The sequence below is a fragment of the Acinetobacter sp. UBA1496 genome (genome assembly GCF_002324975.1).
GTDB lineage: Bacteria > Pseudomonadota > Gammaproteobacteria > Pseudomonadales > Moraxellaceae > Acinetobacter > Acinetobacter variabilis.
Genome location: NZ_DCRI01000012.1, coordinates 1 through 14784 on the forward strand (window position 1 = coordinate 1; position 14784 = coordinate 14784).

The window sequence follows — 14784 nt, forward strand, 5'->3', positions numbered from 1 at the left end:
TTGGATAATGCTTCAAATGTCGAAGATGGACGTGGATGTTCATCTTCAATCACTAATTTAGGCAGTAATTTACGCCCTTGTGAAACTTCAATCGGTGTAATTTCACCTTCAAAGAAACCTGCTTCTTTTGCAGCTTGATATTTCGCTTGTGATGCAGCAGCAAAAGTATCTGCCTGTTCACGCGTAATGCCAAACTCTTCAGCGACGTTATCACCTGTTTCTGGCATGCTGTGCGCGCCAAACTGATCAGTAAATTTACGGTTTGGGAAACGTGTACCAATCGTGGTGTCATAGATTTTGGCATCACGTGAATACGCGCTTTCAGCTTTACCCATTACAAACGGTGCACGCGTCATACTTTCTACACCACCTGCAATATACAGCTCGCCTTCACCTGCGGTAATGGCACGTGCTGAATCAATCACAGCGCCCAAGCCTGAAGCACAAAGACGGTTTACAGTTTGACCTGGAACGGTCACAGGCATACCTGCAAGCAGTGCCGCAAAACGAGCCACGTTACGGCTGTCTTCACCGGCCTGGTTGGTGCTACCAAAGATTACATCTTCTACGTCAGCTGCTGGAATACCGGTTTTTTCTAGCAGATTTTTAATAACTGTTGCTGCCAGATCATCTGGACGTACAGTTGCCAGGCTTCCTGCATGGCGACCGATTGGAGAACGTAAACCATCATAAATATAGGCATTTAACATGAGTGTTATTCCTTTAACTTTTTAATTAATGTGTAGTATGAACAAGAGGTAAACCGAGATGAACGCGGCGGCGCAACCAAGGACTTGGGCGGTAACGCTGGTCACGGGTAATTGCAGTCATGCGGTCTAAAATTTTCAGAATTTTTTCCGCACCCAGTACATCGCCCCATTCAATTGGGCCGTATGGATAACCAAGGCCTAACTTCACGGCAACGTTGATATCTTCTACGGTTGCAACACCTTGCTGGGCAATATCACAGCCAAGATTCACAATCATGGCCAAAGCACGTTGTGCTACAAAACCAACGCTTTCCTGAATTGTGCTTGCAGTCACACCATCCAGATTGAAAATCGATTGCGCTGCGTTTACCAGTTCAGCTTTGGTGACAAACGTTGGCATCAAGGTACGGTGTTTATTTAGGCCATAAAGCAGATCAATGCAGACTACTTGCTGCGGAGACACCTGATAGCGGACTGCGGCTGAAGTGGCATCTTCACCATAAGTCGCAATTAGGATTAAAGCATCTGCTGAAGGTGCGTCAGTCTGCTCGATCTGGATGTTGAACTGCTGTAGATATTGCTCAAGCGCTTGACGGTCTTCGCTATATTCTGTACCCAGCCAAACCGATGGATATTGATCCAGCTTTTCAACCAAGGTTGGAGCCACATCACCTACTTTGCTCCCCGAGGTATAATCGTAAAAACCTTTACCAGTTTTACGGCCTAGCTGTTTAGCAATAAAACGCTGGCGGGTAATCACGCTTGGGCGGTAACGTGTTTCTTCATAATACTGGTGATAAATTGATTCACTTACCGGATGAGATACATCCATCCCGGTCAGATCGCCTAACTCGAATGGTCCCATCTTGAAACCGATGCCGTCACGATAGATGCGGTCAATGTCATAAAATGGAGTGACATTTTCATTCAGAATCGCATAGGCTTCACTACCAAAGGCACGACCAGCATGGTTAATGATAAATCCCGGGGTATCTTTGGCTTTTACCGGGCGATGTCCCATTTTTGTAGATAACTGAGTGAGTGCATCTACAATATCAGCACGGGTATTAAAGCCTTCAATCACCTCAACCACTTTCATCAGTGGAACCGGGTTAAAGAAGTGATAACCGGCAACGCGTTCCGGCTGGCTGCAATTGGCGGCAATCGCACTGATAGACAGTGAAGATGTATTGGATGCCAGAATCGCTTCCGGTTTTACGATACCTTCCAGTTGCTGCATCAGCTTTTGTTTGATTTCCAGATTTTCAATAATCGCTTCAACGATTAAATCGCAATCTTTCAGGTCTTCGATCTGCTGGGCAATGGATAAATGAGCAAGATCTTCAGCAGCTTTTTCATGGCTGAATTTACCTTTATCAGCCAGGGTATTTAATGTTTTAGCCAGCTTTTCTTGTGCCTGTTCAGCAGCACCCGCTTTGGCATCAAACAACACGACATCATGGCCCGACTGAATTGCGATCTGGGCAATACCCGCACCCATCGTACCTACGCCAATAATACCGATTTTCTGAATTTGAATACTCATGCTTATCGTCCCTGATAATTTGGTTTACGTTTTTCAATAAAGGCTTGCATACCTTCTTTTTGATCTTCTGAAGAAAACAGCATCTGGAAAGATTTACGTTCCAGCATTAAGCCAGCATTGAGTGGCACATCTTCAGCCAGTAAAGCCACTTCCTTGATTTGTTCAAGCGCGATTGGCGGCATTTTTGCCAGACCTTCAGCCATTTTGATTGCTGTTGCCAGGGTTTCACTGTCTTCCGTTACTTGAGACACCAGGCCAATCTGATAAGCTTCCGGCGCTGGTACCAGACAACCCGTCATGATGATACGCATCGCATGGAATTTACCCACGGCACGGAATAAACGCTGTGTACCACCCGCACCTGGCATTACCCCTACTTTGACTTCAGGCTGACCGAACTGGGCACTTTTTCCGGCAATAATAATGTCCGCATGCATCGCCAGTTCACAGCCACCGCCCAATGCATAACCGTTTACTGCTGCAATCACCGGCTTTGAACACTGCGCAATGGCTTGCCAGTAACGCTCAGTACGACGTTGCATCATCTGGATCGTTTCAGCATTGGCTAATTCTTTAAGGTCAGCGCCTGCAGCGAAATCAGTTTCACCGCCAGTGAGAATAATGGCACGGATATTTTCATCGTCATTCAATTGCAGAAAAGCCGCAGCCAGTTTCTGGCGCACTTCTGTATTCAGGGCATTTTTAGCTTCTGGACGATGGATCTTGACCATCGCCACATGTGTCGAGATTTGCTCTACTTGAACTACCTGTTCCATCAAAAAACTCCATTTATTTTGTATAGCGAAATTTTATTTTATATAAAACTACGGTTTCTAAACCCATAAATCAAGATTTTTTCTCTCAAAAACGTAAAAAAGTTATTTTTTAATAAAAATTAGAGTAAAAACTCTTGTTCAGCTGGCTATTTTATGATTAATTGATTTCGCAATACGGAATTAATTATTTAATTCGAATTTTGGTTATTCATTTATGTAAATATTAACCACAATACAAAATAAAAAAATTAATTTCCGTCATAAGGATACTACGTTGTTCAGTGATTTTTCACTCAAGGTGAAACGGAAAAATCAGATCCAGCCTGATCGTAACAGGGCGAATGCGCACAGACGCTTAGACCTTAGATGAGGAAAATGCTTTTCCGTGAGGAAGAAAATGGATTTAGCGGTAGCAGAGGAATGCTACTTTAATATATAGAGGATATAAGAATGACAAGCGATACCATCGTAGCTGAGGAAACTAAAACGGGGGTCTCCTCCGACGGCACCATTAAGCAGGCACCTAAACGCCTGTGGATGACGGCCTTTGTCTTCGCTTTTTTGATTTTACTATGTGACGGTGCAGACATTGGTATTCTGGCTTTCAGCTTGACCAGTTTGAAAGCAGAATGGGGGCTGACTTCTGTACAGGCCGGTGCCTTGGGAAGTTATTCTCTTTTGGGTATGGGGATCGGTGGCTTTATTGGCGGATGGGCCTGTGACAAGTTTGGACGTGTACGTGTCATCGTATTGGCCACTATTTCCTTCTCAATCTTGTCTGCCTATTCAGGTTTTGCCCAGTCTTATCAAGAGTTTGCGATTTTACGTACCCTTTCGTGCTTAGGTTTGGGCTGTTTATATATTGCCTGTAATACTCTGATGTCTGAGTATGTACCAACCAAATACCGTACTACGGTACTGGCAACATTGATGACCGGTTTCACTTTAGGTTCATTGGTGATTACCATGATTTCAGGCTGGATCATTCCTGAATTCGGCTGGCGTATGCTGTACTGGATCACGATTGCTCCATTAGCTTTAGGTATCCTAATGCACTTTATGGTGCCAGAGCCAGAATCATGGAAACGTGTCCGTGAAATGAAAAGAACTGGTCAGATCGTGGATAATGATGCCAAAAAAGGCAACCCATATATCACCATTCTTAAAGATAAAACCCATGGCAAGATGTTCATCCTTTGGTCTTTCAGCTCTGGTTTCCTGCTATTCGGTTATTTCGGTGTAAGCAACTGGTTACCAAGTTATCTTGAAGCTGAATTAGGCATTAAATTCAAGGAAATGGCGCTATACATGGTAGGTACTTTTATCACCATGATGTTCGCCAAAATCATTGCAGGTTATGTGGCTGACAAAATTGGTCGTCGTATCGTATTTGCTTTCGGCACCATGGGAACAGCACTGTTTATTCCTGTCGTGGTGTATATGCACAATGCCGATAATATTGGTGTACTGATGCTGATCTTCGGATTCCTGTACGGTATTCCATATGCCATTAATGCAACCTATCTAACCGAAAGTTTCCCTACTGGAGTACGTGGTACAGCAGTTGGCGGTGCATTCAATATTGGTCGTATCGGTGCAATCTTCGCTCCAATTACGATTGGTTATCTTGCGATGAATGGTTCGATCGGTACGGGTCTATTGGTGATGGGTGCAGCTTACTTCCTATGCGGTTTGATTCCTGCCCTGTTTATTAAGGACCGTTTATACGATCCACAAAAAGCTGAATAACTTTTAACTCAAGAGGGCGGTAAATTTACTGCCCTCCTTCATCTATATTTTTATGACTTTAAATATCGAATACATACCCTTTGACCTGAACAGGATGTTTCTTGGTTGAACGAGATTCGTATTCATTATTCAAAAGTCAGCATCTCTGCATTTAGCAATGAGAGCAACGACAAGGAAAGATTTTCCTTCTTAGATATCAGAAAATTTCTTTAGGGATTAAGAAATGAAAAAATTAGTTTTAGCAACATTATGTGGTATTGCTTCAGCACAGGCATTTTCAGCAGAAGCGTCAGAAGACCGGATGCAGTTTTTAGAATCACAGTTAAAGCAAATCCAGGCCGAACTGGAACAGCAGAAAGCCGCGCAACTTGCGTTAAAGAACCAGCAAGAAGAAGCCAAAGCACAAGACTCTAAAACGCTGAGTTCGATGGTGGATAATGTCGATGTTTATGGATTGATTCGCTTTGATGGCGCAGTTGATTTCAAAAGTACCCCTGAAGCTCGTGGCCGTACTATTAACCAGATTAATAAAGTGCCTTTTACTGAACCTGACTCTACCCGTTCAGATTTTACTGCTGCTGCCAGCCGAATTGGTTTCCTGGCTAAAGACTTGGGTGGAAATCCAAATGTTTCTGCACGTTTAGAAGCTGACTTCTGGACCAATAATGGTAAAGGCGATGGTGGACTACGTATCCGTCATGCACATTTAAAATACTATAACTGGACTTTTGGTCAGGCCTGGTCATTAATGTCGACACCAGAAATTAGTACTGAAGCTGTCGATTACAGCTTATTACTGGGTGGGTCGGTCCTACGTACGCCTCAAGTCAGCTATGCTTTCAAACTTGATCCGGAAAATACTTGGAATGTTGGTCTGGAGTATATGGCTGGTGGCGATCGCTCTTCTGCCTTGCCTGCTTTAACCACTAAATATATTCATCAATCAGGTCCGCTGCATTTATTAGCTCAAGGCTTTGTCAATCAAAAGCAGGCGCAAACTGATACAGGTGATATTGAAAAAGTTGGTTGGGGTGTAGGTCTTGGTGGACGTTATCATCTCAATGATCAAAACTCGATCCAGGGTAACTATTTCCATATGGTCGGTGACCAGCGTATTGCAGCTTTCTTGACTCAAGGTTCAACAACCGATGGTGCTGCTTGGGGTGGAGATTATTCAGTCGATCCAATCAATAACGAACTTTTACTCAATGAGTTTAATAGTTTAAATATCGGCTTTACGCATAAATTTACGCCAAAACTACGTAGTAGCATTAATGCCAGTGTGGTAGATTTTGATGATTCCAGCGACTATGCACGCGCGAATCCTGAAACCAATAAACGTTTAACTGACTATATGGCTAACGTGATTTATTCTCCAGTTCCAAAGGTTAATCTGGGCGCAGAATATCACCACGGCAAACGTGAAACTTTTGATAATCGAGAAGCGGATGTTTCTCGTGTGAATTTATCAGCGACTTATAGTTTCTAAAGCCTTAGGAGACAAGGATGTCAGCCCAAGGGCAAATTTCACGAAAATTTATGTTTATGATGGCCATGACCTGCGCACTCTGCGCGGGTTGTAACTATTTTAACCAGCCATTAATTTATTCTATCGCAGAAGATCTGCATATCAGTGTGGCTGAGTCTGGTTGGACTGTCGTTTTAACCCAGATTGGTTATGCCACTGGGTTATTCTTGTTTGTGCCTTTAGGCGATTTGTTTGAAAAACGCCTCTATATTTGCAGCCTCATGCTATGTACCGGACTGGCGCTAATCGGACTTTCTGCCAGTACCAACCTGCATATGCTGTATGGTTTTACCCTGCTCGCTTCTTTTTGTTCGATTACCACCCAGATTCTGATTCCTTTTGCGGCTAACCTGTCTCAAAGAGAAAAAAGTGCTGAAGTGGTTGGTCTGCTGATGAGTGGCGTACTGGTCGGTATTCTGTTTGCCCGGACTGTATCAGGACTAATTTCTACCCTATGGTCCTGGCATGCAGTCTACCTTTTGAGTGGCTGTTCTATTCTCTTGCTCAGTATCGCTATGTGGTATCAGTTACCTAAAGCGAAGAGCCAATTACAAATGAGTATCTTACAGATTTATCGCTCACTATTTACCTTTGCCAAAACCGAACCCATGCTGATCCGACGTAGCATCATTGGTGGTTTGGGCTTTGGTATGCTGAGTATTATTTTTACCACCATGACTTTTGTACTGGCGGAAGCACCCTATCATTTTAATGATTTCCAGATTGGGTTAATGGGTATTGTTGGTGTGGTTGGCATCTGGTCATCACAATGGACCGGTAAAATGATTGGTCGACATCGGGAAAAATGGATTGCACAACTTGCTACCACGGGTTTAATTCTGGCCTGGATTCCATTATTTTTTGCGCAAAGCTATTTATGGGTGTATATCATTGGATTAATTCCCGCTTATTTTGGGATTTCTTCACTGCATGTGTTAAATCAGAATCTGGTATATCGAATCTCGGTACAAGCCCGTTCCCGTATTAATGCAATAGACCTCTTGCGAAAGTATCGTTTTACCTAATTTTTGAATTGGCTAAAACCTTATAAATTGTAGCTTTAGGCTGTTTAAATTTTAACTAACGCAAGAAGTCTAATCTATATGACCTGTTATTTTTCAGGTGCCGGGATCGGTGCATTTCTATCGCTAAACCTATGGAAAATGTATGGTTGGTCAGCCTGTGTTGCATTGGGCTTTGGCTTTACCCTGCTCATCTTTAGTATTAACCGCTATGACTTAAGCCGCAAACGCAATCTGGTCAATATCCACTCCCAATCATAAATAATCTAAAATTTAATACTGTGAACTCATAGAATATTAGTTTGAGTTTACAAAGGCTGCTTTCATAAATCATTTTTTTATCATTAAAAAGAAATTCCCTCATCCTAACCTTCTCCCAGAGGGAGAAGGAACTTTCAAAATTCATTAAATATGAAGATTACGATCATTTTTTGGTTTATGAAAGATATTTAAAGTATTTGACATATTAGCCCTGTGTTTCTATTTAGAATTATATGCTGGAAAATAAAGGACAGGATTATCCAGCATAAGAAGAACTATCTTCTACCAGAATCCTTTTCGATTATTTTATTTAATCTTTTGATATTTAAAAATTTAACCTGATTTAAAATCTTAATATTTAGGGTGTGTTGACACTTTTAGCTTAAAAAATATCTAATAAAAATCGCAGCCTAAGCTGCGATTTCTAATCATGTTTAAATGATTGATAGAATTATTATACGGATGCTTTTAACTGTGCAGCTGCACGGCCATCAAATAACTTGCAACCTGTCTGTTGCTGAAGTTCTTCGATACTCAAGCCATCCACCATTTCTAGCACCCAAGCCTGATTATCTTTGAGTTCAATAATGCACAAATCGGTATAAATGCGGTCAACGCAGTTTTTACCAGTAATTGGATAAGTCAGCTCTTCCACAATTCGTGGTTCGCCATTTTTTGTGACATGTTCCATGCAAACATAGACACAGCGAGCACCAACCGCCAGATCCATGGCACCACCCACTGCTGGAACCGCATCCAGTGCACCGGTATGCCAGTTAGCGAGATCACCATTCACGGCGACCTGAAAGGCGCCCATAATGCAGAAATCTAAATGGCCGCCACGCATAATATCGAAGGAATCTGCAGAGTTCATAAAACTACCGCCATCGAGCATGCTGACCAGTTCTTTACCAGCATTAATCAGATCATCATCAGCCTGTTCAGGATCAGTTAAAGCGGTAAAACCCAGAACACCATTTTCAGAATGCAGGACAATATCCTGTTCAGGTTTTAAATAACCAGCAACGCGTGTTGGTAAGCCAATGCCTAAATTCACATAAGAACCGGTCGGAATATCCTGTGCAACTTTTTCTACAATCTGTTCGCGTGTACGTTTTTGAATTGTCATTATTTGATATCTCCTACCTTCACCACATGCTGCACGAAAATACCCGGCGTCACGATAATCTCTGGATCAAGCTCGCCTAACTCTACAATTTCATGCACTTGGGCAATCGTGGTTTTGGCCGCTTTTGCCATTAACGGGCCAAAGTTTCGCGCTGCTTTACGGTAGGTCAAGTTGCCCCATTGATCAGCCTGATTGCCATAAACCAAGGCATAGTCCGCATGAATTGGATATTCCAGCACATAGTCCTTGCCATTGATATGGCGGGTTTCTTTGCCTTCAGCAATCTTGGTACCGTAACCTGTAGGCGTAAAAATAGCGCCCAGACCTGCACCCGCTGCCTGGATACGGCAAGCCAAGTTGCCTTGTGGTACCAACTCTAGTTCAACCTTTCCAGCTTTATACAGCTCTTCAAACACCTTGGAGTTATTGGCACGAGGAAATGAACAGATCATTTTTGTCACCAGTCCTGACAATAACAGGTTGGTTAGGCCACGGTCACCAGAAGCAGCATTATTGTTGATGATGGTCAAATCTTTAGGACCAATATCAATCAAAGCTTCAATCAGTTCGATTGGCTGTCCTGCCAAACCGAAGCCACTAGTCATAATATGCGCACCATCTGGAATCTGCTTGAGTATAGTTTCGATATCCTGTGTGATTTTATTCATTTAATTGCTTCCTAGCATCTTCCTGTCTTTATAAATATTTGATTAATCAATTAGTCAGCTTTTTGTGGGTCAAACAAACGGTTTTTAATGAAAATCGCTGGGATCAAACCACAAATAAAATAAGCCACACTCATGATAAGTAGACCTGTACCAATTGAGCCACCTTGTGCAAAATAACCGATGGTTAAGGGTGCCAATACTGCGCCTAGACGGCCAATGTTATAAGCGCCACCTGTAGCTGTACCACGGACTTTGGTAGAGAAACTTTCAGTCATATAAGTCGCGTTAATGCCATATGGAATACCGTAAAGGAATCCGAAAAACAGCATCAGCCATAAGATATTGTCCGGTGTGTTGCCAAAGACAATAATTGGAATAAAGATTGCAGTGCCCATGGTACCGAAAGCAAATACTGCACGACGGCCAATTTTATCCGCAATAATGCCTGCGATCACTTTGGTACACATCATGATCAGGAAGGTCCCAATCATATAGGTGGTCATTTCTTTAAATTTAATACCGAGATCTGATTCCAGATAAGCCGGTAACCAGTTACTTACACCGTAATAACCAAACTGTAAAAATGCGGTACTGAACGACCAGAGGATGAACATGCGACGGCTTAAAGCATCGGCAAAGATCATTTTAAACGTATTCTTCGGTTTTTCCTGAACTACGCCGCTGGCTTTGGCTGCCAATCTTTCTTGACGGGCTTTTAACCAGGCTTGTGGCTCTGGTACCAGGAAGAACATGCCAATGGCAAGAACAATCGGAACAATGGCGATATAGTAAAGGTAACGCCAGCCTAATTCTGGAAGTAACCATCCTGCAAGTACAGTGGCAACGACTGAACCAAGTGTCCAACCTGTCATTAAAGCAGCAAGTACTGTAGAACGATATTTTGTTGGCACATACTCTGCCATTAGAGTATTACAGGCAATATAGAGGGCTCCTAAGCCAATTGCTGAAAAGAATCGCAACCATTTGAATTCTTCATAGCTTTGAGTAAAGCCCAGCCAGAAGGTTAATGAAGAGAATAAAGCGATCGCAACAACAATCACCCGAACTCGCCCGAAGCGGTCACAAGCCCAGCCACCAAAAAAGCCACCAATGGCCATACCAGCAAGTGTCCAGCTACCAAGTGCACCTGCCTGAATACTACTTAAAGAAAATTCTTGTTTGAGGCTGGTTAGACTGTAGGCTAATAGTGCAAGATCTGCACCATCTACCAATAACGCTAAAAATGAAAAGATAAAAGCCAGAATCCAGACCTTTTTCTTAGGCATATTTTCTTCTGGTAGAAGGTTTTGTTGTGAATTAAGCGTATTCATAATGTCCTTTACACTTTGCTGGCACTCCTGTGCCTTTTAGCAGTTTATGTTTCACCTAATTAATTAAATGAAACATAGAATGTTTGATTGATCTCTAATTCTGAAACTGACTAGATTTTAAAAAACCATCCCAGAACTGGATTGTCTGACTTCAATTGAAGTCAGACAAAACAAACTAGCCAGCATTGCTGGCTAGAAGTTGATCTTCATTTAGTTGGAGAATGCAGCAATACCCGTTTGCGCACGACCTAGAATTAGGGCATGTACATCATGGGTACCTTCATAAGTATTGACCACTTCCAGGTTTACCAGATGACGAGCTACACCGAATTCATCAGAGATCCCGTTACCGCCCATCATGTCACGCGCTAAGCGGGCAATGTCTAAAGCTTTACCACAGTTATTACGTTTGATCAGTGAAGTACCTTCAACGGAAGCGATACCTTCATCTTTCATACGGCCAAAACGTAATGCCACTTGTAGACCCAGCGCAATTTCAGTTTGCATGTCTGCCAATTTTTTCTGGATCAGCTGATTCGCAGCCAATGGACGGCCAAACTGTTTACGGTCCATGGTGTATTGATGCGCTGTATGCCAACAGAATTCAGCTGCACCCATCGCACCCCAGGCAATACCATAACGCGCACTGTTCAGACAGGTAAACGGACCTTTTAGACCACGAATTTCCGGAAATGCGTTTTCTTCTGGAACAAAAACATTGTCCATCACGATTTCACCAGTAATCGATGCACGCAGGCCAACTTTACCGTGAATCGCTGGTGCAGAAAGCCCTTCCCAGCCTTTTTCCAGAATAAAGCCACGAATGTCACCGACATTGCCTTCAGGAGATACTTCTTTTGCCCAAACTACAAAAACATCTGCAATCGGACTGTTGGTAATCCACATTTTGGCGCCCGTCAGACGGTAACCACCTTCGACTTTCTTGGCACGAGTAATCATGCTACCCGGATCAGAACCATGATCAGGCTCAGTCAGACCGAAACAGCCGATATATTCACCGGTCGCCAGTTTTGGCAAATATTTCTGTTTCTGTTCTTCAGAACCAAATTCATTGATTGGCACCATCACAAGAGAACTTTGCACACTGGCCATTGAACGGTAACCTGAATCTACACGTTCCACTTCACGGGCAATCAGACCATAGCTGACATAATTTAAGCCGGCACCGCCGTATTGTTCTGGGATGGTTGGGCCCAGCAGACCCAGCTCACCCATTTCACGGAAAATCGTTGGATCGGTTTTTTCATGACGGAACTGTTCTAGTACACGTGGCATCAGCTTGTCCTGACAGTACGCATGCGCGCTGTCACGGATCATACGTTCTTCTTCAGTCAGTTGCTGTTCCAGTAAAAATGGATCTTGCCAGTCAAATCTAATTCTTGTGCTCATTTTAATATTTCCAATATTCTAAAATCTGCTGCTTACGCGGTCGCTTGTTTAATCATTTCACGTGCGATGATGATTTGCTGGATTTGAGTTGTACCTTCATACAGACGGAACAAACGCACATCACGGTAGAAACGTTCAATTGAATATTCACTGATATAGCCCGCGCCACCATGAATTTGCAGACAGCGATCCGCTACACGGCCACACATTTCAGTCGCAAACATTTTCGCGCATGAAGATTCAGTAGTCACATTCTTGCCTTCGTCACGCAGGCGGGCAGCATCTAGAACCATACATTTCGCTGCATAAATTTCAGCTTTAGAGTCTGCCAGCATGCCTTGGATGAGCTGGAAATTCGCAATCGGTTGACCGAACTGCTTACGTTCCACTGCATAATTTAAAGCATCTTCCAGCATACGCTCTGCCATACCTACGCTATAGCCAGCAATATGCAGACGGCCTTTATCCAGAACACGCATTGCAGTTTTAAAGCCAATGCCTTCAACACCACCGATCAACTGATCTTTATGAACTTTACAGTTGTCAAAAATCACGTCACAAGTGTATGAACCATGTTGGCCCATTTTTTTATCAATTTTGCCCAGACTTAGGCCCCGTGTATTCGCTTCTACCAGGAATGCAGAAATGCCGCTTGCACCTTTGATATCAGGATTGGTACGCGCCATCACCGTAAATGTCGTTGCACGCGGCGCATTGGTAATAAAACGTTTGGTACCGTTTAAAATATAGTAATCGCCATCTTTAACCGCGCTGGTTTTTAAAGATGCTGCATCTGAACCTGAATCCGGCTCAGTTAAACAGAATGAACCAATGATTTCACCAGTCGCATAACGTGGCAGGTATTTCTGTTTTTGCTCTTCAGTACCGTCAATCACGATCCCGCTTGAACCGATCCCGTTATTGGTTCCAATCAAAGAACGGAATGCAGCTGATGTACGGCCTAATTCCATTGCGACCAGAATTTCCTCTTCCATGGTGATACCTAAACCGCCGTATTCCTCTGGAATGGTTAGGCCAAACAGACCTAATTCTTTCATCTGCTCGACAATACGCTCAGGAATCGCGTTGCTTTCTTCAACTTCATGTTCTAAAGGAACTAGTTCATTTTTGACAAAGTTACGAATAGTCGAAAGAAGTTGCTCAAGCATTTCCGGATCGCGAATCATAGGGATCTCCATGTTATTTAGTTCATCTGGGTAAATTCCTTTACCCTTTAATTTTAGTTTCGTAATACGAAATAAATAATCATAAAAATTCATTTTGAGCAAGAAAAATTATTAAAAATTTTATTTTTTAAGCAAAAAAGCAAATTTTTCTAGCTTTAATTAAAAATTTTAGTTAGAATTTTATTTCGCAATGCGAAATTTTTAGATTGTTGGTAGATTTAGAAAAGAGTTAGATGATTTGAATCAGGTCATAATTGATTCTATAAAAGTGCAGCGAGATAAGAATGTTTCAATTAAATCGTGCTGATGATTCTCGTTTTGATTGGCTCCATTTTCCTGAAATTTTATCTGGTGAACTTTAAATTTCTAAAGATACTTAAAAATCATTACAGGTCTCAAAAACCTATAGATTCTGCATGGTTTTTAGCTGAATAGCGCTAATTAACTTAAATACAGATAAAGTGAGCACTTTTTTATTTATTTTTATCACTAATAGAAGTGTTTTATTTTGTATCGTGAAATTTAATTGCTATCATATTTATTAATTTACCTTTAATTGCTCTGACCATGACAAAAAATAAAACTGGCGAAATACCTAATTTTGATGAGATCCGTTTAGATCCGATTTCACATATTCATAGAGAAAATAACCCACAATTTATCGCGTCTATTGCACGTGGTTTAGAAATTCTCAGATGTTTTTCCGCAACGAATCAATTACTGGGCAACCAGGAAATTGCACAGCTAACTAATCTGCCAAAACCGACTGTTGCCCGGATCACCAGCACGTTGGTTTCTTTAGGTTATCTAAAACAGTTACCGAATACGACCAAATACCTGTTGGACGTTGGTGTATTGGCTCTGGGTTATGCAGCGCTAAGCAATATTTCGGCACGTACACAGGCATATCCATTTATGGAAGAAATGTCACGTTATGCGCAAGCGCCTGTCGCCATGGCAACCCGTGATCGTCTGAGCATGATTTATTTGGAAGTCGTTCACACAGAGTCTACTTTGACCATGCGTCGTCCAGTTGGCTCTACCCTGCCTATTCATAGTAGTGCGATGGGCCGTGCCTGCCTAGCTGCGATGGAAGTTAAAGAACGTGAGTATCTATTTGATGCCATCAAGAAAAGAAATGAAGATCAGTGGCCAACCATTAAGCGTAATTTAGAACGTGCTATTCGTGATTATCAGGATTATGGCTATTGCTTATCTCTCGGTGATTGGGCCAAAGATGTGAACTCTGTTGCAGTGCCATTGATTCATCCTAAACATGGTATTTTGACTTTTAACTGCGGCGCACCAACCTATCTGCTCAATCAGGAAAAACTGGAAAATGAAATCGGTCCTCGTCTGATTCATATGGTCAATAACATTTCTCTGACTTTAAATAATATCTAAGCTGTTATTTAAGATTTAAATGGGCGGCAATGATCGCCCTTTATTTGTAAGCGTCCGCTGAAT

Annotated in this window: 10 protein-coding genes and 2 pseudogenes; 4 read left to right on the top strand and 8 right to left on the bottom strand. The window is 42.4% G+C overall.

Annotated elements, in window-relative coordinates:
• From B3143_RS01060 to B3143_RS01070, 3 genes and pseudogenes are all read right to left on the bottom strand, one after another.
• Positions 1-710, bottom strand: a pseudogene (locus B3143_RS01060) (3-oxoadipyl-CoA thiolase); the annotation flags it as partial.
• 25 nt (positions 711-735) lie between these two features.
• Positions 736-2256, bottom strand: coding sequence for a 3-hydroxyacyl-CoA dehydrogenase (locus B3143_RS01065; RefSeq protein ID WP_004785707.1), 1521 nt, complete (start codon positions 2254-2256; stop codon positions 736-738).
• A gap of 2 nt (positions 2257-2258) precedes the next feature.
• Entirely contained in the window at positions 2259-3032 is a 774-nt protein-coding gene (locus tag B3143_RS01070) for an enoyl-CoA hydratase (protein WP_004785705.1), read from the bottom strand.
• Between the two features lie 450 nt (positions 3033-3482).
• On the opposite strand from B3143_RS01070, the gene B3143_RS01075 reads away from it, so the two are divergent.
• The 3 genes and pseudogenes from B3143_RS01075 to B3143_RS01085 all read left to right on the top strand — a co-directional run bounded on the left by B3143_RS01075 (position 3483) and on the right by B3143_RS01085 (position 7592).
• A complete protein-coding gene (locus B3143_RS01075; protein ID WP_034170871.1) occupies positions 3483-4781 on the top strand; it encodes an MFS transporter in 1299 nt (432 codons plus the stop codon).
• A 223-nt stretch (positions 4782-5004) separates the two neighbouring features.
• Positions 5005-6270, top strand: a complete 1266-nt coding sequence (locus tag B3143_RS01080) for a DcaP family trimeric outer membrane transporter (RefSeq protein ID WP_004785698.1) — start codon at positions 5005-5007, stop codon at positions 6268-6270.
• Between the two features lie 17 nt (positions 6271-6287).
• Positions 6288-7592, top strand: a pseudogene (locus tag B3143_RS01085) (MFS transporter).
• Positions 7593-8046: 454 nt separating this feature from the next.
• Here the strand turns inward: B3143_RS01085 and B3143_RS01095 are convergent.
• From B3143_RS01095 to B3143_RS01115, 5 genes are all read right to left on the bottom strand, one after another.
• Complete coding sequence (locus B3143_RS01095; protein WP_004785695.1) at positions 8047-8721, bottom strand: 3-oxoacid CoA-transferase subunit B; 675 nt, start codon at positions 8719-8721, stop codon at positions 8047-8049.
• Positions 8721-9389 (bottom strand): 3-oxoacid CoA-transferase subunit A, encoded by a 669-nt coding sequence (locus B3143_RS01100; RefSeq protein WP_004785693.1) that lies wholly within the window; start codon positions 9387-9389, stop codon positions 8721-8723. Before B3143_RS01100 ends, B3143_RS01095 begins: the two co-directional genes overlap by 1 nt.
• 50 nt (positions 9390-9439) lie before the next feature.
• The gene (locus tag B3143_RS01105; RefSeq protein ID WP_004785691.1) at positions 9440-10720 is read right to left on the bottom strand and encodes an MFS transporter; all 1281 of its coding nucleotides are present in this window, start codon (positions 10718-10720) and stop codon (positions 9440-9442) included.
• Between the two features lie 210 nt (positions 10721-10930).
• Positions 10931-12130: an acyl-CoA dehydrogenase gene (locus B3143_RS01110; protein ID WP_004785690.1), complete on the bottom strand. Its 1200-nt coding sequence runs from the start codon at positions 12128-12130 to the stop codon at positions 10931-10933.
• Between the two features lie 32 nt (positions 12131-12162).
• Entirely contained in the window at positions 12163-13317 is a 1155-nt protein-coding gene (locus B3143_RS01115) for an acyl-CoA dehydrogenase family protein (protein ID WP_286739218.1), read from the bottom strand.
• Positions 13318-13884: 567 nt separating this feature from the next.
• Between B3143_RS01115 and B3143_RS01120 the strand changes: the two genes are divergently transcribed.
• Positions 13885-14721, top strand: coding sequence for an IclR family transcriptional regulator (locus tag B3143_RS01120; RefSeq protein ID WP_004785687.1), 837 nt, complete (start codon positions 13885-13887; stop codon positions 14719-14721).
• Positions 14722-14784 lie beyond the last annotated feature (63 nt).